Raw genomic sequence first — 20,779 nt, forward strand, 5'->3', positions numbered from 1 at the left:
GTCAGCCGCGCAACTGTTTGAGCTTGCGGTACAGCGTCGCCCGGCTGATACCCAGCGCCTCGGCCGCCGCGGACACATTGCCCTGATGGCGCGCCAAGGCGCCACGTATCAGTTCCAGTTCGTTGTCCTTGAGGCTGCCGGAAGGCGCCGTGCCACTGGCCAGTTCGTCCAGCAGGCAGTCGGTGAGGTGGTCCAGGGTCAGCACCTGCTCGCCGTCCTCGCGCATGGCCAGCGCGGTGCGCACGACCATTTCCAGCTGGCGGATGTTGCCCGGCCAGTCGAAGCCTTCGAGCAACGCGGTCAGGGCCGGGTCCAAGGTCACGCCCCGGGCATCGGACTTTTCCAGCAGCCCCTGGATGATCGCAGTCAGGTCATCACGCTCGCGCAGTGCCGGCAGGCGCAGCGACACGCCGTTGACCCGGTAGTAAAGGTCTTCGCGGAAGTGCTGCTCCTGCACCAGGCGCTTGAGGTCGCGGTGCGTGGCACAGATCAATGCCACATCGATGTCCTGCTCGTCGCCCGCCCCCAGCGGTGCCACTCGCCGTTCCTGCAGTACCCGCAACAAGCGCGCCTGCAGCGCTAGCGGCATGTCGCCGATTTCGTCGAGGAACAGCGTACCGCCGTGGGCCTGCATCAGCCGGCCGACCATGCCGCCCCGGCGCGAGCCGGTGAACGCACCTTCACGATAGCCGAACAGTTCGGACTCGATCAGCCCTTCGGGGATGGCCGCGCAGTTGACGGCCACGAACGGTTTGTCGGCACGCGGGCTGGCCTGGTGCAGGGCCCGGGCGACGACTTCCTTGCCAGTACCGGTCTCACCCAGCAACAGCACCGGCAGACCATTGCCCAGCCCCTGGCGGGCCATGCGCAGGTTGCGCGCCAGGCGCGGGTCGCCACCGGCCAGGGCGTCGAGGGCGGGTGACTGCTTGCCCGGCGCCGGCTTGCTCACCGGCGTGCTGCCGTTGACCCGGCCATGGCGCGGCAGCTGCAGGGCGCGGAAGTAGAACTCGCCCTTGGCCGTTTGCACACTGCTCACCCCGCCCTGCCACAGGCGGGCGATGAAGGCCGGTGACCGTTCACCCAGCAGGTCGCTGCTGCGCCGGCCCAACAGCTCATGGCGCGGCACCTGCAACAGCTGGCAGGCACTGTCGTTGGCAGCCAGCACTTCACCGTCCAGGCTCAGCGCCAGCAGGCCATGCCAGGCGCTGTTGAGGTATTGCGGGCGGCTGTGAAAAGCCAGCACCAATTGCTCCGGGTGGCACAGGCCGAACATGCGGCTTTCGATGTTGCCGGCCGCCAGCATCAGCGTCGACAGGCTGTCCTGTGGTTGCGCCATCACCCCTTCACGGGTGATGTCGAGCACGCCGATCACCTCGCCGCGCGGGTCGCGCAGGGGTACCGAAGTGCAGGAGAACGGGCTGAGGCGGTCGAGGTAATGTTCGCCGCAGTTGATCAGCGTCGGCCGGCCTTCCACCACTGCCGTGCCGATCGCGTTGGTGCCACGCAGCGACTCGCTCCAGCAACTGCCCGGGTGCAGGTCGCGCAGGCCCTCGCGTTGCAGCACGTGCTTCTGCCCTTCGATGGCCAGCACATTGGCCTGGGCGTCGCCGAGGATGACGATGCCGGCCTTGCCCTGACGCGCGACCAGATAGTCCAGTTCCGGGGTAACGGCGTCGACCAGCAGGCGGTTGCGCTCCAGCAGCATGCGCAGGTCGTGGCCCTGCTCCAGGCCCAGGCCGACCTGCTCGCCCTGCAGGCAATCCAGGCCATGGCCCAGGCTGCGGCGCCAGGAGGCATCGATCTCGTCGCGCAGCATGCCCAGTGGCAGCTCGCCTTCGCTGGCCAGCTTCAGGCGGGCCTGGCGGGATTCGTGCAGCGGGTCGTGGGCGTTTGTTATTAGTTGTCGCGCCATTTTCTACTCCGGCTGTGCCCCGCAAGGTGGCGGGGAACGGGCTTGGGAATTTTCCGCAGTGTGCGGGAGAAATCCCTGGCCGTCATCAGGCTGAGGTAGAAGGTGGCATATGGTGACGTTTACGTAAAGGGACAGGCAGGAGCACCGCCTTGCTCAAGATCTGAAAGCTTGCGCAAGCTTTGTGGGAGCGGGTTCACCCGCGAAGAGGCCCTCAAGGTCGATCACGGCTGCCGCTTGATTTCAACAAAGCCCAGGCGCCCGCCAGATACCCGGAACCGGCCCATTCGCGGGTAAACCCGCTCCCACAGGGACGGCGTCGCACTTGAGATCACGCGGTACTTGTGGGAGCGGGCAAGCCCGCGAACACCGGCAAAGCCGGTGCCATCCACCGCGTCGTCTGCTTCGCGGGCGCGCCCGCTCCCACAGGTACTGCGCTGTCTTAGCCACCATAAAACGAAATAACCGGGCATAAGGCCGCTCCTGCAGAAACAGCGCACAACTTGTTCTCAACTACATGGCCAACCCAACAACCAAGAAAAAACACTAAGTTACAAGTTTCAGAAAGTTCCTACTTATAACCAAAAACAACAACACCCTGTTTATTTAAATCCCGCCGCAGCCCGCCTACCCTGCAAGTCCGCCCTCGCCATCAACCTTACCCCAGGCCCAATCTGCACCAAGACTACGGCTGATACTGGAGCAATTCTTAACAAGGGAAAACACGCCATGTACCGACAATCTGATCTGCGCTTCAGCTTTCAACCCTTGGCTGGCGACATTCAATTCGAGGTGCTTTCATTCGAACTCGACGAAGCCATCAGCGCACCATTCCAGTTGAAGCTGGAGCTGATCAGTCACGAAGATGAAGTCGACTTCGGTCAGTTGCTCGACAAGCCGGTACTGTTCACGATCTGGCAGCACGAACGCCCACTGCGCTACGTGCACGGCGTGACAAGCAGCTTCAGCCAAGGTGAAACGGGCTTTTATCGCACCCGTTACCATGCCTTGGTCGAGCCCCTCCTGGCCCGCGGCGGGTTGCGTTCGAACTGGCGAATCTTCCAGCAGAAAACCGTGCCGCAGATTCTCGAAATCATACTCAAGCGCCAGTGCATCCTTCATTTCGAGTTGCACATTTTTGGCGACCATCAGGTGCGCGAGTTCTGCGTACAGGCCGGTGAAACAGACCTCGACTTCATCGCCCGCCTGGCGGGTGAAGAGGGTTTCGTCTATCGCTTCGAGCACACGCCAAAACAACACCTGCTGGTCATCACCGACCGACTGCTGGCGCTGGGACAGATCAGCCGAGGCGCGATCAAGACCGAAGACGACGATGAAGGGCTTCCTGAAGAGGACGACGTCGGCCCCGACCAGGTGCTGTACCGCGCCAACAGCGGTGGTGATCAGGCCAGGCCTTGCCTGCGCCGCCTGCGCTACAGCGAGCAGGTACGCACCGCACGACAGGTACAGCGGGACTACACCTTCACCAACCCGCAGTACCGGCAGGAACACCGCGCAGATGACAGTGGCATCGCCCATCAGTCCCGGGATTATGAGCGCTTCGACTACCCCGGCCGTTACAAGCGCGATGTGGTCGGCGTCCCCTTCACCGCCACGCGACTCACGGCCCTGCGCCATGACGCCCGTATTGCCGAGGTAGAGGGCGACGATGTGCGGCTGCAACCAGGCCTGAGCTTCACCCTCATCGAACACCCCCGCAAAGACCTCAACACACACTGGCGCGTGATGCGCGTGCATCACGAGGGGAGCCAATTCACCAGCCTGCAAGAAGAAGCTGCCGGAGCCGAACAGGGAACGCGCTACTCGCAGGAAGCCGTGCTGGTGCCCGGCCGGATCGAATGGCGACCTGCGCCGCTGGACAAACCGCGCATCGATGGCCCGCACATGGCCACCGTCGTCGGTCCACCCGGCGAGGAGATCTATTGTGACGAATGGGGACGGGTCAAGGTCAGCTTCCCCTGGGATCGCGAGAGCAGAAACAACGAGTTCAGCTCCTGCTGGGTGCGCGTATCACAAGGTTGGGCAGGCGGCAGCTGGGGCTCGATGGCTATCCCACGCATCGGCCAGGACGTGATCATCCAGTACGTCAACGCCGACCCCGACCAGCCGATGATCACCGGGCGCACCTACTGCGGCGATCAACTGCCGCCCTACGAGCTGCCGGAACACAAGACGCGCATGACCATCAAGAGTCAGACCCACAAGGGTAATGGCTTCAACGAACTGCGTTTCGAAGATGAACTGGGTCGGCAGGAAGTGTACGTGCATGCCGAAAGGAACATGAATACCAAGGTCAAACACGACCAGACCCTGAACGTCGGCAATGATCGCGCCACTGCGACAGGCCGGGACCAAAACACCAGCATTGCGCGTGACGAGACTATCGATACCGGACGTGATCGCCGCGATCATGTTCACCAGGACCGATTCACCAGCATCGACCGCAACGATATCCACTCCATTGGCAACACAAGCCGCATCACCATCGCCGCCGACCACAGCCTGAGTATTGGCGGCAATCAGTCGCTAGTCATTGAAGGTACGCGCGCCATTGAAGCCCGTACTGCACAGCGCCTGCTGACCCGGTACTACATGCTTCAGGGCACGGAGCGCATCCACATCCGTGGCCCTAGCGGCAAGATCATCCTCGATACCGACGGCATCACTATCGAGGCTCCCAACATCCACTTCAAAGGCAATGTCACCTACCAGACACCTGTGCAGGCCCAGGTCGAAGCCATCGAGGCCGCCATTCGAGAAGGCTCACCGCTGATTGAAGAATGCCCCTTTGCCGGGAAGGACGACGCATGAGCCTGCACCAGCAATTAAGCGAAGGCAGCCTGTACACGGGTGTCGTCAGTGCAAGCCTGTTCGTGCTTGCCGAAGCGTCGGCCAATCCGGGCCTGCTGGGCAGGCTCGAGTTCCATTCCACCCGACACCAATGCCTATGGCACCTGGACCATCACACCGGGCTGGAGAAGCATGCGCCATTACTGTTCCAGCTGACAGCAGGCAGCGAACTGGATGCCTGGCTTGGCGGCCTGGACGGGGCCTTCGCCTGTACTGTCGCCGAGACCACTCTGTCTCTCGAAGCCCTCGCACGGCACCTGCGCCGCTTTGGCAAAGTCCAGGAAGGCCGACGTCGTTACTTCATGAGGCTTGGTGACCCTCGGTCGTTAAGCATCTACGTCGGCTCACTGGTACACCAGCCAGACACCCTGGCCCGGCTGTTCGATCACGGACGCATACGCAGACTCTACTTTCACGATTCACGAACCGGGCTTGCACTTGGCGCACAGCCGCTGTTCGAGCAAACAGAAAGCAGCATCGAACGGGAAGGCTGCCTGGCCTGGCTGCCATTGCGCCACGAGGTCCCTGCATGAGCCTGCCGAAACTCAATCTGGGTGCGCTGCAAGCTGCCTCGCTACGGACCACCAACCGTCGACTGTCCCGCTTCCTGCTGGGGACGTTGGACGGTTCGATTGCGCGCTTCCATACCCGTCCCGAGGATGTTCCCTTGCTGGTAGCCAATGCGGGGGCTCTGGTCAGCAACAGGGGCTACACCTGCGGCAAGGAATACAGCTTGCTGGTGCTGGGCCATTTCTTGCTGGGTCTGGGCTGGTGGAACGACCCCGCAAGCGTATCGGTGTGGTCAATCCACCAGGTTCCCGGCCTTACCCAGGATGAGCGACTCGACATGCTGACCGTGCGGGCAGTAGCCCACCGTATGCAGTGGGAGGGTCAACTTACCCTTATGCATGACGTTACACGGCAGATTTTGCGCTTGCCCGATGACGATTGCGACCGCGACCGGCAGTGGCGATCACTGGAGCAACTGATGACCCTGCGCGGCATACCGGCTGACGCGCAGCAGTCTTGTTACTGCTGCTATGAGTCGGATGCCAGCCGCCGCTATGCGCTGCCCGCCATCAATCACAAGGAGCTGAACGGGAACGAGATCCTCGCCTACCGCTATTACGGAAAACGGCTACCTCAGCCGTCCGATGACCTGTACAAGCTGCCCCCGTTGCCCCGCAGCCAAGTGCTGATGCATGTACTCCTGGCGATCGCGTTCGGTCGACACTTTTACCTCAACCCATTGTTCACCCCTTGGGTGAAGTTGCTTGAAGCCACCGACTCTCCCCGAGAGCGCTGCCGGGTGTTGGCAAGTCAATTGGCAGCCCACCAACAAGCACTCAAGGAGCCGAGCCCGCATGGTTGAAGCATCTGCTTTACAAACACTGGGGCAAGCCGCACTCAACGGGGCGCTGCCTCTTCCACCCGACATTTGCGTACCCTGCTCCCTGCCCGGCGCGCTGTTCTCCCTCGACGGCGGCGACGGTTGCGACCAGTTGCTGGGCATCCCCTCCCAGAACGGCGTCGGCCCTGCCTGGTTTCGCAACAACCCCTGGATCCGCGACCAGGCGCGCAACCACCGCGATACCTTCCTCCAGCAGGTGCTGGAGCATGCCGGCGACACGCTGGGCAATGCCTGGCTGGCTGAGTTTCATGCCTTTGCCGCCAGCGAAAAGCTGCAGTTGGTGTGCATCGACGACGAGATCCGCCTCGACGAACTGCCCCCGCCCGTACTCGACCACATGGGCGAGCGCAGCCAGCACGGTTATGCCTTTGCCCTGCACAGCAATTTCTTGTTCACCGACCACAAGATCTATTTCGCCACCTTCACCCATGTGCAGTGGGCCGAGGCGCAACGGGAAGAGTACGTCGACGAGCACGGCACCCAGCGTATCAGCCCGCCCTATACCTGGCACACACCCAGTGGCCTGTACCCGATCGAACAGGCCTGTGAACAGCTGGCCCGGCACTACGCCGAAGCCAAGGCCCGGGCTCGCTTCTGGCAAGGCGTCATTGGCGCGGGCGAATTCGCCCTCGGCGTGCTGGCATTCATACCGGTGGTGCGCGGCATCAAGGGCACCGTAACGCTCGGCCGCTATGCCTTCGTGGCCCTGGAGGCCGCGCTGGCCGCCGATGCCATGGTCGACGGCAGCAGCCGCATGATCACGGGCGAAGGCCTGAGTATCGGCGAGCAGTTCTTCACCGACCTGGCGCGCCTGGCCAATCCCGACACTGCCGAGGCACGTGGCAAGCAGGTATTCATGGCCATCAACCTGGCCCTGCTGCTACCGGCCGCCATCGGCAGCGCCCGTTGGCTGATGCACAAGTTGCAGCCCGGCAGCATGACCACCGTACGCCTCGACAACGCCGCGCTGTCGCAAGAGGAAGTCCGGCGCCTTGGCAACCGCAGCGCCGGCGAAGTCACCGTACTAGAAACCCGCATCCAGCGACGCCCCCGTGAGGGTGAGCTGCCGGTCACCGCCCGTGAACTGCACTCGGTGGAGCGCAATGCCAGCCTGGTCGCGCTCGATGTGGCTGGCGGCAAGGCCGACTATGCCTACATGGCCACCACCCTGCGTGACCGGCTGGTGGCCATGATTCAGCACAGCATCGGGCCGGTGCGCATGGGCGGCAGCCTGACCCGGGTCGTCGCCGATGCCGGCGAAGAAGCCCTGGCGGCGGCCCTGGTCAGCCACTGGAAGGTCAAGCCGGAGAACATCCTCGGCCTGAGCACCCACCCTTCCCGGCCCAGCCAGTTCGGTTTGAAAAACAAGAGCGACCAGGGGATCGACATGCTGGTGTACGTACCACCACCGCCCTCGATGACGGTGCGTAATCCGACGACACAGGAAATGCGGCACCACATTGATGGGCTGAAGGGGACGGCGCCGCTGGAGGAACTGAAGTTCGAGGCTGGGACGTTGTTGGTGATCGAGGTGAAGACGACGCTTGGCAAAACCAGGACGCCATCTTTTCTAGAAACGCAACGCGTTGGAGGGTCAAGAAATTTACGACGAATCCAGGAGCTTATAGCTAAGGACAAAGGCGCTTGGCAACTCGATAAGCTTCAAAAGCATGACCCCGGCTTCACATCAAAAGCCGGGGCGACCATGACGGCGACAGCCTCGGGAAAAGTTGAATTCCTGCACGCTCAAGTTTTCTTCGACTCCAGTGGCAAACCCAACCCACTAACCCACGCCCTCAGCGGCATACAAATTAATAACTGGAAATAACATGAAAAAAAATCGACTTCAACAGAGCCTCCGAGACCTGGACGATTGGGCATCTGCTCAGGGCAATTATCCAGCCAATTGGTTTGACGATTATTTGAACAACGGTTCCCAATCTACCCTGGCTTTTAACGCCCTATTCAGAATTGGGCTTCTCGAAATCAAAAAAGAGCTTCTACAAGCACGACTCAAAATAGCACCACCAGCACCCAAGAATTTAACGACCGGCATAGTTAGAATGATGGCCAGCGATGCAATCCTTATCGAATCACTTAAGGGCACCGGGCGAGTTGCTAATGATACGCTGGACGGCATAACACACCTCATGTTCTGCGCCATGGCTACAGGACAATTTCGACTGATAGCGCCTTTCCACCAAACCATTCTTCTAGCGTTGGAAGGCGGCTACGGCGTAGAGGATGGAAACAACCTGCCGATAGGCACCACCCTTCGCTACGCCGCCTTCGGTCTGACCATCATCGGCGACTGGCTGGGCAAACCGCTCGACCTCGACAAGCACGCCCTGCCTCGCGACCCTGCCTGGGGTCAATTGGTCGCCCAATGGCGCGAACCTGATCCCGATAAACTGGCGCCTATTCTGTTGGCGGCCTGCGATACCCATGTCCAACGCATCGCCCTGACATCCCGCGAACTTGACTCCGGCAATTTCGATTTCGGCTCCCCCTTCGAGGCCGTCTACCCCGCCGAGATCCTGGCCATTCTCAACCTGCGACGTTCGCTGGGCCTGCCGAACCCTTCCATCGACCACCCATTGATGAAAACACCCTACGCCAGGCTGACCTGCCCGCCTGGCATGCGCTTCGAGCCGGATGAACTGCTGATGCGCTTCCTGGCTGCCGCCTGCAAATACGATCCTGATGCCGTGCCGGCCGGCCTTTACGAAGCAATCTTGCAAAACAGCGCAAAGGATTGAGCGATGTCCCGACAAGGTGCGATTCGAAAAGGCGATCCCCACAGCGGGGGTGGTCGGATGGGGGAAGGAAGCGGAGTTCTTGTCAACGGGCGGCAGCAATGCGTTCTCGGAGATCGTGCGCCATGCGCGCTTCATGGAGGGACATTTGCGTTGGTCTCTGGCGGTGACGGTAGTGTCTTGTTCAACGGTATTTCGTTGGTGTTCGAGCCGGCAGAGCTTGCTTGTGGGTGCAAGGTTTCATCTACCTGTTCGGGACCTTATGCCAAAGAGGGCTGAACGACCTGAAGATCGTGGTTTCATGCATCGACCTCTTCGCGGGCTTGCACGATTTGAACAGCGCACGCGTTGTCTGTTTCGCGGGCGCGCCCGCTTTGACAGGTACTGCGCTGGCTTCGAGTTGGCGCTGTATATGTGGGAAATTGCAAAGAACAAATATCGCTCGTCTGACGCGTCCTTTGTAGGAGCAGCCTTGTGCTGCGAAGAGGCGGTACAAGCAACAGACAGGCTTTGTCAGTACTGGCCTCTTCGCAGCACAAGGCTGCTCCTACAGAACCTCGCCGAACCAATGAGTCACGTGTTGTATGAGAGCGGGTTCACCCGCGAAGAGGCCCTCGTAGCCAATCACGGCTGCTGATTCTGGCTCAGGTACTTGTCCACCGTAGCCTGCCCTTCCCCCGCATCCCCCGCCACCTGCCGCAGCCGCCGTTCAATCCCCTGCGCCAGCAAGTGCCCCACCGCCGCCTCGATCGCCGACAGCACGCACAGCTGCGCCGGTTCGTTGGTGGTGTACCCCACCTCGGCCTCGAGCAGCTTCTTGAACTCGATGAACTTGAACACCCCCGCACTGCGCCCAACCGATCAGCATGCTTGCTGCACCCTGGGTGACGGTGGTGGAGAACGAACTGGCCGGGGTCGGCTTGTATTGCCCGGTCTGGTCGCGGAAGCCGTACATCTCTTGGGCTGAGGCAAGTTGATCAGGATAGGAGGTCGAGTCGCGCGATAGAATTGGCTGAACGGCATCTAGTAGTGTATGGATTGGGGTAAGGCTGGGTTATATTCCATAAAATTAGCGCAATCCTTGTGTGGCTTGTCGGCGATCACAAGGCTGCTCCTACAGAACCTCGCCGAACCAATGAGTCACGTGTTGTATGAGAGCAGGTTCACCCGCGAAGAGGCCCTCGAGGTCAATCACGGCTACCGCTAGAGTCCAACAAAGCCCAAGCGCCCGTCAGACACCCGGCACCGTCTTCCGCCCAACCAGCTGCTGCCTCTCCACCCCATCCAGCAACGCCTCCACCACCGCCTTGGCCGAATCCAGCCCATGGTCGTTGCTCAACAACAGATCACGACAGGTCCCCTTGGCCAGCTCCAGTGCCTTGAGATTGGTCGCAAACGCGCCTTGGAGCAGCGTGGACAGCACCAGCGCATCTTCGTAGTCCACCCCCGAACGCACGGCAAACAACGGCGGATGGCTGCATTCGCACGTGGAGAAACTGGAGGACGCCGTGGTGGCGCGTACGGGAGGATCGGGTAAGCCTTTTGTCATTGTGTCGCTCCTTGATTCACTGGAGCCGCCACAAATCGCTACCAAACGAGATGGTGACGGCTGTACGCAGGTTGGTAGACCGGGAATCAAGGAAACCGGCGCGCACGGAGGCGCCCTACGCACAGCCGCCATAAAACGAAACAGCCGGGCACAAAAAAGCGCCAACTGTATCGCAGAGCGGGCGCTTGTGCGCCTTGATTGATCGCGGGCTACCAAACCCGGCTGCTGGACTTACAGCAGCGGGTAAAGACTACCGGTGTCGGGGAAGCGTTTCAAGCGAAGGGAATGTGCAGTAACACTTCCGTTGCCGCCTCCACAGGGACGGCGTCGCGCTTGAGATCACGCGATACCTGTGGGAGCGGGCATGCCCGCGAACACCGGCAAAGCCGGTGCCATCCACCGCGTCGTCTGCTTCGCGGGCGCGCCCGCTCCCACAGGGACGGCGCGGGCTTCGAGTTGACGCTGTACCTGTGGGAGCGGGTTCACCCGCGAAGAGGCCCTCGTAGCCAATCACGGCTGCTGATTCTGGCTCAGGTACTTGTCCACCGTAGCCTGCCCTTCCCCCGCATCCCCCGCCACCTGCCACAGCCGCCGTTCAATCCCCTGCGCCAGCAAGTGCCCCACCGCCGCCTCGATCGCCGACAGCACGCACAGCTGCGCCGGTTCGTTGGTGGTGTACCCCACCTCGGCCTCGAGCAGCTTCTTGAACTCGATGAACTTGAACACCCCCGCACTGCGCCCAACCGAATAGATGGTCTTGCTGGTCATCACATTGGCCAGGACCTGCCCGGTGCGCACGTCCACCGCGCGCAGGTTCACGGTCACCTGGTCGACGCGGTACTCGCGGGAGATGTCTATCCCCAGGTAGCGGGCACCTTCGCCGCCGCTGCGCACGTTGGTGTCGTAGGCGATGATGCCGCCCTCCAGCATCAGGTTGGCGGCCTGCAGCGGTGGCAGCTCGCCCATGATGTTTTCCGGCACATCGGGCTTTTTCTGCGAAGCACGGATGATCTTGCGCTCGGTCAGCAGGTTCTGCAGGCCTTCACGCTCCAGCACCACGAACCAGCCGCTGGCGTTCAGGGCGTCCATCAGCATGCTTGCCGCGCCTTGGGTGACGCTGGTGGAGAACGAGCTGGCCGGGGTCGGCTTGTACTGCCCGGTCTGGTCGCGGAAGCCGTACACCACCGCCATCAACCGACCCTTGGGCCGTGGCATGTTGATCAGGTCGTAGTAGGTCGAGGCACGGGGGGTCAGGGTCGGGGTTTCCGAATCCTGTTCGGCGGGCATCGGTTCGCGCAGGCCACAACCGTGCAGACCCAGGGCGGTGAGGATCAGCAGCGTGCTCAGCAAACGTTTCATGGTGTTCTCTCCCCAAACAAATAGCCTTGCCCCCTCAAGGGTTCAGGCCGCTGACCTCAATGATCGAAATTTCTCCTGTGGCGCGATCGGTGACCTTGATGCTCAGGGCCCCGGAATCGTCGATGACGTCGATGAGAAACGCATCGGTCGCCATGCTGCCGGTGTTGCCGTTACTGATGTTGTCCAGCAACTGCGACAACATCCGCGACTCCAGCTGGTTGCTGAAGCGCTCCAGGGCCGTGGTGCCGGCAAAGGCCGAGGAGCGGTCCTTGAGGTCGGGGTCGTCGTAGTCGTTCTGCGCCTGCGCGTTGTTCAGCAACCAGGTGCCATTGAGCGGGTTGCCGCCAAAGGCCGGGTTGACCGGGGTGTACACCAGCTCGGTGGCCTGGGCGGCACACGCGCTGGCCAACAGGCAGGCGGCGATGCAACGGGGTATGTGGTGCTTCATAGCTCGTCCCTCTCCAGATCGGTGGTGTCCTGCAGCAGGCGTTGCAACTTGCGTTGGATGATTTGCTGCTTGACCAGGTCGGCTGCTGCAACGGCCTCGTCCTTGAGCTCGGTGGTGTTCGGCGGCAGGAAGCGGCGGTACACCACCTCACGCTCGAACTCCACGGTGACCAGGCTGCCCCAGCGGGCATCCGGGCGTTCGCGCACCACCAGGTTGAAATCAAGCCGGCTGGTGGCGCGCAGGCGGTCGGCGAAGTAGTAGTAAAAGTCGTGGCCGATGTGCGAGATGGTGTTGTCGACGATGAAGCCTTGCATCTCGTCCTCGTCCCCGGCCCTGGCCGAGGTGGCCAGCACTGCCACCAGCAGCAGGCCCAGGCACAACGCGGCCAGGCGGCTCATGGCGTGTCTCCCGGGCCGGCATGGGTCTGCACGCCACCGGCACTTTCGGTAAAGGCCTGTTCGGCGACGAACTGCCAGTCGCTGTAATGTTCCAGCCCGTCGAAACCGCTCCATTCGGCGCTGAAGCCACTGCGCTTGAACGGGGTGGCGTCCGAGCGGCTGTGCACGCCGGTGATGCGGCCATCGATCGAGCGCAGCAGGCCCCAATCGTCGCTGTTGGTGATGGGGTCGGGGTACAGCCGGCGAATGTGCCGCCTGGCCTGCGGGAAGCGGTTGTCCTGCAGCAGGTCGGCCAGTTCCTGCGGGTACTGGGCCAGCCCCGGCGAGGCGCGGTAGTAGCTGCGCAGGGCCTGGGCATACTGGCTGCCTACCCACAACAGCTGGCGCTCGCGGTCACGCTGGGCAGCACTGGCCCAGAGCGTGCCGGTGGCGGCCAGGGCCACGCTGCTGACCGCAATCAGCAGCAATACGCCCAGGTAGGTGAAGCCGGCGTCGGCCTTACCATTCCGCGAACAGGCTGCCATCGCGCGCCCTCCCTGTGGCACCGCTCTTGATATCAGCCACGCCGCCAGCCACGCCTTCGGGCGGTGGCACCAGCTGCCAGGCATCGCTGCGCTCGGTGATCGGATCTATCGGGGTGTTGCGTAGGTAACGCTGTTCCACCAATTGCTCCAGCGAGTCCGGGTAGTGGCCGGTGTCGCCGTAGTAGTGGTCCAGCGCCTCGCGCAGCACCGCCAGGCTCTGGCGCAGGGTGGCTTCGCGGGAGCTTTCCAGGCTGTTGAAGTAGCGCGGCATGGCAATGGTCATCAACGTGGCGATGATCGCCAGCACCACCAGCAGTTCGATCAGGGTGAAGCCTTTGCTGCGTTTCATGGCTGTCACCATTGCCCGTAGGGGATGTTGTTCAGGCCTTTGCCGCGGGCCTTGGAATACACGTCGAACACGTCTTCACCTTCGCGCGGGTTTTCGGGGCTGCTGTCATAGGCGCGCAGCCCCCACCCGCCTTCGTCCTCACCCTTGGCCGCCACCAGCGGGTCGTGCGGGATGCGCCGCAGGAAGTAGAACTTGGCGCCCTTGGCGCTGCGCACATCGCGCACGCCGTCGACCAGCACCTGCAGGTTCGGCGGGTAGCCACTGGCGTCCAGGCGCTTCTCGATGTAGCCGGCATCGAACGCGCGCTTGTAGGCGTCGATGGCGTCGCGAATCTGGTACAGCGCCTCGCGCAGCTGCTGTTCCTTGCCGCGGCGCACCACGGTTTCGGTCAGCGGCGCGGCCATGCTGGCAAGCAGCCCGAGCAGTGCCAGGGTCAGCACCACCTCGATCAGGCTGAAGCCCTGCATGCGGCGCTGCGCGATCATGGCCGCGGGCTCCCTTTGGGTGGGGCGATCGCCATCTGGCTTTCCACCACCGGGGCATCGGTGGCCGGGGCATTGCCAGGCACATCCGCCGGCGGCAACGGCGCCATCTGCCGCACCTGCATGGCCGACTCGGTGCCGGTGGCGAACTCCATGTCCGACGGGCTCTGGTACGGCAGGTTGCGCACGATGCGCGGAGTGATCGCCAGCACCAGCTCCGACTTGCTCATGTCGTCCTTGTTGCTGCCGAACAGCCGGCCCAGGCCAGGGATGTCGCCAAGGCCCGGGATCTTGTTGCCGCTGGCGTTGTGATCGTTGCGCACCAGGCCGGCCAGCACCTGGGTTTCGCCATCGTGCAGGCGCAGGGTGGTCTGGGCGTTGCGGGTGTCGACCTGGACCGGAATGGTGCCCTGGCGGGTGGCTTCCAGCGGGGTGGCGTTGCTCACCTCCAGGGCTACCTTGATCGCCACTTCGTTGTTCAGGTGCACGGTGGGCTGCACCTCAAGCTTCAGGCCCACGTCCAGGTAGGTGACGCTTTCGGTGATCACCGGGCCCTGGGTGGACGGCACCGAAGTGGCGCTGATGATCGGCACCCGCTGGCCGATGTGGATGCGCGCCTGCTCGCGGTTGCTGACGCGGATCACCGGGCTGGCCAGGGTGTTGATGTCCTTGTCCTGCGCGTTGATCTTGGCCTGCGGTGCCGGCGCGATGCTGATGCGGCTGGAGTCGATGCCCTTGAGCTGGTCGAGCACGCTTACCGGCTGGCCGTCGGAGCTCAGCACGCCGAAGGTGTTGGGCCATTGCAGGCCGAGGTCGAGGATGCGCGAAGTGGCCACTTCCATCACCTCCACTTCCAGCACCACCTCGGGGTTGGACTGGTCCTGCGACTGCAGCAGCTTCTCGGCCATGCGCACGGCATCGGGGGTGTCGCGCATGGTCAGGGTGTTGAGGCGCTCATCGACGAACACGTCGCGGGTCTTGAGCATGGTCTTGACCATGTTCAGCGCGGTGTTGGAGTCGATGCTGGTCAGGTAGAAGGTGCGCATGACCAGTTCCTGGTAGTCCTTGGTCTTCTGCGGCGAGTCGGGGTAGATCATCAGGGTGTTTTCGTTGACGATCTTCTGCCGCAGCTGGTTCTGTTCCAGCAGCAGCGCCACGGCGTCCTCGATGCGCAACTCGCGCACGAAGATGGTGGCCTTCATGTCCGGGCGCATGTCCTTGTCGAAGATGAAGTTGATGCCGGCGACCTGGGACAGCACCTCGAAGATGGTCTTCAGGTTGGCATCGCGAAACTCCAGGGTCACCGGCCGCTCCAGCTTGCTGCGCAGCTGCGGGAACGGTTGCGCGGTGCGCGCCTGCACGTTCTCGATGTCGCTGCGCAGGGCAATGCCCTTCTGGTTCTGCGGGTCCAGGCGCAGCACTTCGCGCATGTAGCGCTCGGCACCGAACAGGTCGCCCTGGCGCAGCGCCGCCTGGCCCAGCGCCACGCGCTCGTCGAGGGTGCGGATCAGCTCCAGCTGGCGGATGCCTTCCTGGGCGCGGCGGTTGTTCGGCTCCAGGGTCAGCACCCGGCCATAGCCCATGCGGGCGCTGGCGAAGTCGTGGCGGATGCGGTCGGCGTCGGCCTGGGTCAGCAGCGCCTCGACCGCGGCCTGGCGGCTGTGGGCCAGGGCGATGTTCAGCTCGGTGTCACGCGGGTCCTCGCGCAGGGCTTTTTCCAGGCTGGCGATGCCGGCTTCGTACTGGCCCTCCTTCATCAGCTGTTCGCTGTCCTTGCGTACCGCACTGGAGCCGCAGCCGGCAATGGCCACGCACAGCGCCACTAGCAGGAACGGAGCCGGTTTGCACAGCTTTGACGACTTCATGGTGCGCTCCCTACAGACAAAGTCTGCGACTGATGCAAAGGCAGGTAGACCAGATGCAGCTCGCTGGCCGATACCCGCTCGAGGCGGTAGGTGTCTTCGATCACGTCGCCCTGGCGCACGACGTAGAGTTTTTCGCCGCTCTGCAGGAAGATCTGCAGGTCGTCGCGGTCGCCGATGCGGCCAATGAACTGGAATGGCAGGGCCGGTGCAGTCGGGGCTGCGACTACGGCGGGTGCAGTGACCACGGGTTGTTCGGTGACAGTGGCCAGAGCCTTGGGTTTGGTCCATTGCTGGGTTGGGAAGAGATCCCTGGAGGCTTGTTCCGGCCCTTTCGCGGGTAAACCCGCTCCCACAGGGACCGTGGATACCGCCGATTTTGTGGGAGCGGGCGCGCCCGCGAAGGGGGCAACACTGTCTTCCTCGCCGAACCAATGACCCGGCGCCCAGGCCAGCGCCGCACTCACGCCGAGGAAGCCAACCCAGATGACAGCACGTTGTGTGTTCATCATGACCTCGACAGGTAAAGGGTCATGCGCAGGCGGGCGTTGAGCTCGCTGTCGCCAATGCGTTTGCGTTGCAGCTCCAGGTCTTCCAGCACCAGGGTCGGCAACTGCTTGAGCAGGCCCTTGAGGAAACCGCGAATCTGCGGGTAGCTGCCGCGTACCGGCAGCACGATCTGGTAGCGCGCCAGTTGCGTCTTGGGGTCGATGCCCAGGGCATATTCGCCACGCGCCAGGCTGATATGCTCCGCGCTGGCCAGGTGGTACAGGCGCTCGATCAGCTCACTGGCCCGGGGCTGCCCCGGCAGTTGCTGGCGCAGGCTGTCGAGGGCCTGCTGCTCGGGCTTGATGGCAATCTTCAGCTCGCCACGCCTGACCCGCTCGACCTGCACGCTGGCGTCCGCTTCGGTGGCGCGCAGCTCGCGCAGGTTCTGCCATTGCGGCAACACCCCGGCGCACAGCACGCCCACGGCCAGCAGGCCCACCGCAACCGCAGCCAGGCCGACCGGGCCGACGCGACGCAGGCGCTCCTGGAGGATCAGGCTGTTCAGCGATTCACGGGCGCGCATGGCCGGTCTCCCAGGTAGCGGTGAGGGTGAAGCGCACCGGGTGTTCGGGCTGCGCGGCCAGCACTTCGTGGTTAAGCAACGACACATCGCTGAGCTCGGCACTGGCCTCCAGGCGCTGGTGGTACTGCAGCATCGCTTCCAGGTTGCGCGCCTCGGCGGTGATGCGCAGTTGGCCTTTGCGCGCGTCGGGGGCCAGGCTGAGCAGCGCCACGTCGTCCTGGGGCTGCGCTTCGAGCATGGCGAACAGCTGCTGCCAGGGCCGTTGCAGCTGCTGCGAGACGCTTTGCATCTGCGCCAGGCGCTCGGCCTGTTCGCGGCTGGCGGCGCTGCTCAGCGGCGCGACAGTGGCCGGGCGACGGCCCAGTTGCTGCTCCAGGCTGTGCACGCTGGCCTCCCGTACGACCTGCTCGGCCTGCAAGCTTTGTTGCAGCAGCACCAGGCCGGCAACGGTGGCGCTCGCCACGGCCAGCAGCGACCAGGCCAACGGGCTGCTGCGCCGGGGCTGGAATTCCAGGTCGAGGCGGCGCATGTCAGGCCACCGCCCGCCACATGGCGCACAGTGGGTCGGCATCGCTGGCTGGCTGGCACAGCTGCACCGCCGCCAGTTGCGGCACGTCACCCCGACCCGGGGCATGCAGGTAGACCCGTGGCAGGTGCTCGCCGTACAGCTCGCAGGTGCGCTCGATCAGTGCTTGCAGGGCCTGGTCACTGTCGGCACAACCTTGCGTCAGCACTTGCTGCCAGGCCCCGCCGGCAGCCAGCAGCAGCACGCTGCGGCGCGGTTCGGCCAGGACGAACAGGAAGTCGCCCTGCCCCAGCTGCGCCGAGCAGCGGTTGTAAGCGGCCATCAGGTACGGCTGTACCGAGCGCAGGCTCAGGTGGCTTTCCCGGCCCAGCGCCTGCAGCCGCTGCAGCAGGGCTTCGGGCAACGCCGTGGCGATGCGCGCGGCACCGGCCGGCTCGGGCGACAGCACGATGCGCCAGTCGTCCAGCGGCTGCCCGTAGAGGTTTTCGAAACAGGCCCGGGCGTAGGCGTCCAGCTCGCGCGGGTGGCTGATGGCATCACTCCAGGGCACCAGGCAGAAGCGGCTGTACCGGGCCGACAGCAGTACCCGCAACTGGGCACCGCGCACGGCATGCTCGGCCAGCAGCATGGCCAGGGCGTCGACGGCGGCCTCCCAGGCCGGTTGGGCGGCATCGCAGGTAAAGTCGCGGCTGCCCAGCCATTGGTGGTGATTGGCGTGCCAGCTACCCAGGCCCACACCTTCGGCACCGAGTACGGCACTGTATCTGTAAGCGCCACGATCAGATGAATGTGACACGGTTGATCTCCTCGAGTGTGGTACGGCCATCCCGGACCAGGTCCAGGGCCGAGGCCCGCAGCAGGCGCAGGCCACGCTGGCAGGCGAGGTTCTTGATTTGCGACAGAGGGCGACGCTCGACGATCATCTGCCGCAGGTCGTCGTCCAGGTGCAGCAGTTCGGCGATGGCGCTGCGGCCGCGGTAGCCACTGCCACGGCACTGGCCGCAGCCCTGGGCGCGGACGAACTTCCAGCCGGCCACGCCCTCGCGGGTCAGGCCCGCGCCGTACAGGGTGTCGTCGTCGACTTCGCACGGCGTGGCGCAGTGCGGGCAGGCCAGGCGGATCAGGCGCTGGGCCAGCACCGCATTGAGCGCGGAGACGAAGCTGTAGGGGTCGACCTGCATCTGGCTGAAACGGCCGATCACATCGAACACGTTGTTGGCGTGGATGGTGGTGAACACCAGGTGGCCGGTGAGCGCCGACTGCACGGCGATTTGCGCGGTGTCCGGATCGCGGATTTCACCGACCAGGATCTTGTCCGGGTCGTGGCGCAGGATCGAGCGCAGGCCGCGGGCGAAGGTCAGGCCCTTCTTCTCGTTGACCGGGATCTGCAACACGCCAGGCAGCTGGTATTCGACCGGGTCCTCGATGGTGATGATCTTGTCCACGCCGTGGTTGATCTCGCTGATCATGGCGTACAGGGTGGTGGTCTTGCCGCTGCCGGTGGGGCCGGTGACCAGGATCATGCCGTAGGGTTCGGCGGCCAGGCGGCGCAGGGCGCGCAGGGTTTCCTCGGCAAAGCCCAGGGCCTGCAGCTGCACGCCGCTGACCCGGTCGGACAGGTCCTGCTTGTCGAGCACCCGCAGCACGGCGTCTTCGCCGAAGATGCTGGGCATGATCGATACCCGGAAGTCGATTTGCCGGTCGCCCACGGCAACCTTGAAACGGCCGTCCTGGGGCACGCGTTTTTCGCCGATGTCCAGCTCGGCCATCACCTTGATGCGCGAGATCACCTGGTCGGCGAAGGCGCTGCCGCTGGCCTTGCCGGCGCCATTGAGCACACCGTCGATGCGGTACTTGATGGTCAGGCCCTGGCCGGTCATGCCCAGGTGGATGTCGCTGGCGTGCAGCTTGAGGGCGTCGTACAGCGTGGAGTTGACCAGCTTGACCACGCGGCTCTGGTCTTCGCTGATGCTGGCCAGCGACAGGCGCTGCAGCGGGTCGCTTTCGCTGCTGGTTTCGGCGTCGTGGTCAAGGGCGTCCACGGCGTGGAAGCTTTCTTCGTGGCGGGCCAGGAAAGTGGCGAGGTCCGCGGCGTGGGCCAGGTACAGCGGTGCGCCTTGCAGCACATCGTCGATCCAGGCCAGGCGGGCGTGGTCGAAGGGGTCGGCGAACACGCCCAGCAGTTGGCCACCCTGCTCGATCAGGACGAATTCACGCTTCAGGCACATCGCCAGGCTGACCTTGTCGAAGCGTGGGGTGCTGGCCAGCAGGGTGTGGCTGTCCAGCACCGGGTAATGCAGGGTCAGGCCCAGGCGCTGGGTGAAGGTGTCGGGGGTGTCGCAGGCCAGCTGTTCCAGGCGGGTGAGCAGGCGTTCGTCGCTGGTTTGCAGGCGGGCCTGGGCCAGTAGGTCGCGGGGGTAGGCAGAATATGCTTTTACCTGTGCCGGCCCTTTCGCGGGTAAACCCGCTCCCACGGGATTGCCGATTTCTTCAGAATTGCGGTGCCCCTGTGGGAGCGGGTTTACCCGCGAAGAGGCCGGTGCAGGCGGTAGAGCGTCCTGGGTTGCATCGAATGCTTCTGGCATGGCCTGCGACTCCGCTCAGGGGCGCGTCGCAGGCTGGCTCGGCCAGGGGTGCGGGCGCCGCTATTCCCCTGTGAGCAGTTGATCGTCGTCGGGCCCCGGGGGCTTGGCGCCGTTGCGGCGGCGGTCGGCCAATACCCAGCTTCCATCGTACAACTGCAGGGGGAACGATTCGTTCCTGTTCTGGCGTCGTTCGACAAACCCTTCAGCCGGGTTGTCCGTGGCCCTGCGCCGGCGCTCGATGCCCATCAGGTCGAAGACTGCACGGGCCAGTTCCACCAACGGGAACGGCTTGAACAGGACATGGCTCACACCCAGTTCGGCGGCCCGCTCACGCACCTCGACGGTGGGGTGGGCGGTAATCAGCACGAAGTGGCACTGCCTGTTCCTGCGTACGGTCTCCAGAACCTGAAAACCCTCCATGTCGGGCAAGCGGTAATCCAGCACGATCACTTGCGGTGCCAGGCTTGCAGCCTGCTCGATACCACTGGCACCGTCGTGGGCAACATGAACTTCCAGGCCTTGCGCCTGCAGGTACGCTTGCAGGTTCTGCGCAAGAGTCTGTTCGTCATCGACTACCAATACTCTGTTCACCAAGGTCGACTCCCAAGAACTGCCCGGTAACCCGGTCTGCGAAGTGCGCCCCTGTACAGGCTTGAGCAGGCTTCGTGCCAGGCGTGA

The 20,779-nt window shown here is 63.7% G+C and carries 21 protein-coding genes and 1 pseudogene; 6 read left to right on the forward strand and 16 right to left on the reverse strand.

Going from position 1 to position 20,779, the window contains the following annotated elements:
• Position 1: 1 nt before the first annotated feature.
• Positions 2–1,912, reverse strand: coding sequence for a sigma-54-dependent Fis family transcriptional regulator (locus tag CAG18_RS03645; protein WP_054572748.1), 1,911 nt, complete (start codon positions 1,910–1,912; stop codon positions 2–4).
• A gap of 726 nt (positions 1,913–2,638) precedes the next feature.
• On the opposite strand from CAG18_RS03645, the gene CAG18_RS03650 reads away from it, so the two are divergent.
• Genes CAG18_RS03650 through CAG18_RS03675 form a run of 6 tightly spaced genes read left to right on the forward strand, consistent with a single transcriptional unit; the run spans position 2,639 to position 9,226 of the window.
• Positions 2,639–4,741, forward strand: a complete 2,103-nt coding sequence (locus CAG18_RS03650) for a type VI secretion system Vgr family protein (RefSeq protein WP_085720386.1) — start codon at positions 2,639–2,641, stop codon at positions 4,739–4,741.
• Positions 4,738–5,313, forward strand: coding sequence for a DUF4123 domain-containing protein (locus tag CAG18_RS03655; RefSeq protein ID WP_085720387.1), 576 nt, complete (start codon positions 4,738–4,740; stop codon positions 5,311–5,313). The genes CAG18_RS03650 and CAG18_RS03655 overlap by 4 nt, the downstream gene beginning before the upstream one ends.
• Positions 5,310–6,152, forward strand: a complete 843-nt coding sequence (locus tag CAG18_RS03660; protein WP_085720388.1) for a hypothetical protein — start codon at positions 5,310–5,312, stop codon at positions 6,150–6,152. Before CAG18_RS03655 ends, CAG18_RS03660 begins: the two co-directional genes overlap by 4 nt.
• Positions 6,145–8,019, forward strand: coding sequence for a hypothetical protein (locus CAG18_RS27235; protein ID WP_256573335.1), 1,875 nt, complete (start codon positions 6,145–6,147; stop codon positions 8,017–8,019). The genes CAG18_RS03660 and CAG18_RS27235 overlap by 8 nt, the downstream gene beginning before the upstream one ends.
• A 1-nt stretch (position 8,020) precedes the next feature.
• Positions 8,021–8,950, forward strand: coding sequence for a hypothetical protein (locus CAG18_RS27240; protein WP_256573336.1), 930 nt, complete (start codon positions 8,021–8,023; stop codon positions 8,948–8,950).
• A 3-nt stretch (positions 8,951–8,953) separates the two neighbouring features.
• Positions 8,954–9,226 (forward strand): PAAR domain-containing protein, encoded by a 273-nt coding sequence (locus tag CAG18_RS03675; RefSeq protein WP_080604882.1) that lies wholly within the window; start codon positions 8,954–8,956, stop codon positions 9,224–9,226.
• Between the two features lie 345 nt (positions 9,227–9,571).
• Here CAG18_RS03675 and CAG18_RS03680 read toward each other — a convergent pair.
• From CAG18_RS03680 to CAG18_RS03750, 15 genes and pseudogenes are all read right to left on the reverse strand, one after another.
• Positions 9,572–9,986 (reverse strand): annotated as a pseudogene (locus tag CAG18_RS03680) (CsgG/HfaB family protein).
• 192 nt (positions 9,987–10,178) lie between these two features.
• Entirely contained in the window at positions 10,179–10,412 is a 234-nt protein-coding gene (locus CAG18_RS03685) for a hypothetical protein (RefSeq protein WP_085720389.1), read from the reverse strand.
• Between the two features lie 594 nt (positions 10,413–11,006).
• On the reverse strand, positions 11,007–11,855 hold the full coding sequence (locus CAG18_RS03690; RefSeq protein ID WP_015270587.1) for a CsgG/HfaB family protein: 849 nt from the start codon (positions 11,853–11,855) through the stop codon (positions 11,007–11,009).
• Positions 11,856–11,889: 34 nt separating this feature from the next.
• Positions 11,890–12,303 carry a curli assembly protein CsgF gene (locus CAG18_RS03695; RefSeq protein ID WP_013972854.1) on the reverse strand — a complete coding sequence of 138 codons (414 nt, stop codon included), beginning with the start codon at positions 12,301–12,303 and terminating at the stop codon, positions 11,890–11,892.
• Entirely contained in the window at positions 12,300–12,701 is a 402-nt protein-coding gene (gene csgE / locus CAG18_RS03700) for a curli production assembly/transport protein CsgE (RefSeq protein ID WP_013972855.1), read from the reverse strand. The genes CAG18_RS03695 and csgE overlap by 4 nt, the downstream gene beginning before the upstream one ends.
• A complete protein-coding gene (locus tag CAG18_RS03705; RefSeq protein ID WP_013972856.1) occupies positions 12,698–13,225 on the reverse strand; it encodes a type II secretion system protein in 528 nt (175 codons plus the stop codon). Before CAG18_RS03705 ends, csgE begins: the two co-directional genes overlap by 4 nt.
• Positions 13,200–13,574 (reverse strand): type II secretion system protein, encoded by a 375-nt coding sequence (locus tag CAG18_RS03710; RefSeq protein WP_024087221.1) that lies wholly within the window; start codon positions 13,572–13,574, stop codon positions 13,200–13,202. Before CAG18_RS03710 ends, CAG18_RS03705 begins: the two co-directional genes overlap by 26 nt.
• A 5-nt stretch (positions 13,575–13,579) precedes the next feature.
• Positions 13,580–14,059 carry a type II secretion system protein gene (locus tag CAG18_RS03715; RefSeq protein WP_085720390.1) on the reverse strand — a complete coding sequence of 160 codons (480 nt, stop codon included), beginning with the start codon at positions 14,057–14,059 and terminating at the stop codon, positions 13,580–13,582.
• Entirely contained in the window at positions 14,056–15,921 is a 1,866-nt protein-coding gene (locus tag CAG18_RS03720; protein ID WP_085720391.1) for a secretin N-terminal domain-containing protein, read from the reverse strand. The genes CAG18_RS03715 and CAG18_RS03720 overlap by 4 nt, the downstream gene beginning before the upstream one ends.
• The gene (locus CAG18_RS03725) at positions 15,918–16,427 is read right to left on the reverse strand and encodes a hypothetical protein (protein ID WP_043936184.1); all 510 of its coding nucleotides are present in this window, start codon (positions 16,425–16,427) and stop codon (positions 15,918–15,920) included. Before CAG18_RS03725 ends, CAG18_RS03720 begins: the two co-directional genes overlap by 4 nt.
• Positions 16,427–16,990 (reverse strand): GspMb/PilO family protein, encoded by a 564-nt coding sequence (locus tag CAG18_RS03730; protein ID WP_013972861.1) that lies wholly within the window; start codon positions 16,988–16,990, stop codon positions 16,427–16,429. The genes CAG18_RS03725 and CAG18_RS03730 overlap by 1 nt, the downstream gene beginning before the upstream one ends.
• On the reverse strand, positions 16,977–17,519 hold the full coding sequence (locus CAG18_RS03735; protein ID WP_085720392.1) for a PilN domain-containing protein: 543 nt from the start codon (positions 17,517–17,519) through the stop codon (positions 16,977–16,979). Before CAG18_RS03735 ends, CAG18_RS03730 begins: the two co-directional genes overlap by 14 nt.
• Before the next feature lies 1 nt (position 17,520).
• A complete protein-coding gene (locus CAG18_RS03740) occupies positions 17,521–18,312 on the reverse strand; it encodes a hypothetical protein (protein WP_085720393.1) in 792 nt (263 codons plus the stop codon).
• Positions 18,296–20,101 (reverse strand): GspE/PulE family protein, encoded by a 1,806-nt coding sequence (locus tag CAG18_RS03745; RefSeq protein ID WP_232880520.1) that lies wholly within the window; start codon positions 20,099–20,101, stop codon positions 18,296–18,298. Before CAG18_RS03745 ends, CAG18_RS03740 begins: the two co-directional genes overlap by 17 nt.
• Before the next feature lie 60 nt (positions 20,102–20,161).
• On the reverse strand, positions 20,162–20,695 hold the full coding sequence (locus tag CAG18_RS03750; RefSeq protein ID WP_031325917.1) for a response regulator: 534 nt from the start codon (positions 20,693–20,695) through the stop codon (positions 20,162–20,164).
• Between the last annotated feature and the right edge of the window lie 84 nt (positions 20,696–20,779).

Origin of the sequence: Pseudomonas sp. B22(2017), from assembly GCF_002113105.1 — a bacterium.
GTDB lineage: Bacteria > Pseudomonadota > Gammaproteobacteria > Pseudomonadales > Pseudomonadaceae > Aquipseudomonas > Aquipseudomonas asiatica.

Excerpts from the sequence above, each read along its gene's own strand:
- CAG18_RS03645 (WP_054572748.1), bottom strand. The coding sequence starts at position 1,912 with ATGGCGCGACAACTAATAACAAACGCCCACGACCCGCTGCACGAATCC.
- CAG18_RS03695 (WP_013972854.1), bottom strand. The coding sequence starts at position 12,303 with ATGAAGCACCACATACCCCGTTGCATCGCCGCCTGCCTGTTGGCCAGC.
- CAG18_RS03735 (WP_085720392.1), bottom strand. The coding sequence starts at position 17,519 with ATGCGCCGCCTCGACCTGGAATTCCAGCCCCGGCGCAGCAGCCCGTTG.
- CAG18_RS03675 (WP_080604882.1), top strand. The coding sequence starts at position 8,954 with ATGTCCCGACAAGGTGCGATTCGAAAAGGCGATCCCCACAGCGGGGGT.
- CAG18_RS27240 (WP_256573336.1), top strand. The coding sequence starts at position 8,021 with ATGAAAAAAAATCGACTTCAACAGAGCCTCCGAGACCTGGACGATTGG.
- CAG18_RS03720 (WP_085720391.1), bottom strand. The coding sequence starts at position 15,921 with ATGAAGTCGTCAAAGCTGTGCAAACCGGCTCCGTTCCTGCTAGTGGCG.
- CAG18_RS03730 (WP_013972861.1), bottom strand. The coding sequence starts at position 16,990 with ATGCGCGCCCGTGAATCGCTGAACAGCCTGATCCTCCAGGAGCGCCTG.
- CAG18_RS03710 (WP_024087221.1), bottom strand. The coding sequence starts at position 13,574 with ATGAAACGCAGCAAAGGCTTCACCCTGATCGAACTGCTGGTGGTGCTG.
- CAG18_RS03650 (WP_085720386.1), top strand. The coding sequence starts at position 2,639 with ATGTACCGACAATCTGATCTGCGCTTCAGCTTTCAACCCTTGGCTGGC.
- csgE (WP_013972855.1), bottom strand. The coding sequence starts at position 12,701 with ATGAGCCGCCTGGCCGCGTTGTGCCTGGGCCTGCTGCTGGTGGCAGTG.
- CAG18_RS03745 (WP_232880520.1), bottom strand. The coding sequence starts at position 20,101 with ATGCCAGAAGCATTCGATGCAACCCAGGACGCTCTACCGCCTGCACCG.
- CAG18_RS03715 (WP_085720390.1), bottom strand. The coding sequence starts at position 14,059 with ATGATCGCGCAGCGCCGCATGCAGGGCTTCAGCCTGATCGAGGTGGTG.
- CAG18_RS03725 (WP_043936184.1), bottom strand. The coding sequence starts at position 16,427 with ATGAACACACAACGTGCTGTCATCTGGGTTGGCTTCCTCGGCGTGAGT.
- CAG18_RS03655 (WP_085720387.1), top strand. The coding sequence starts at position 4,738 with ATGAGCCTGCACCAGCAATTAAGCGAAGGCAGCCTGTACACGGGTGTC.
- CAG18_RS03705 (WP_013972856.1), bottom strand. The coding sequence starts at position 13,225 with ATGGCAGCCTGTTCGCGGAATGGTAAGGCCGACGCCGGCTTCACCTAC.
- CAG18_RS03660 (WP_085720388.1), top strand. The coding sequence starts at position 5,310 with ATGAGCCTGCCGAAACTCAATCTGGGTGCGCTGCAAGCTGCCTCGCTA.
- CAG18_RS03690 (WP_015270587.1), bottom strand. The coding sequence starts at position 11,855 with ATGAAACGTTTGCTGAGCACGCTGCTGATCCTCACCGCCCTGGGTCTG.
- CAG18_RS27235 (WP_256573335.1), top strand. The coding sequence starts at position 6,145 with ATGGTTGAAGCATCTGCTTTACAAACACTGGGGCAAGCCGCACTCAAC.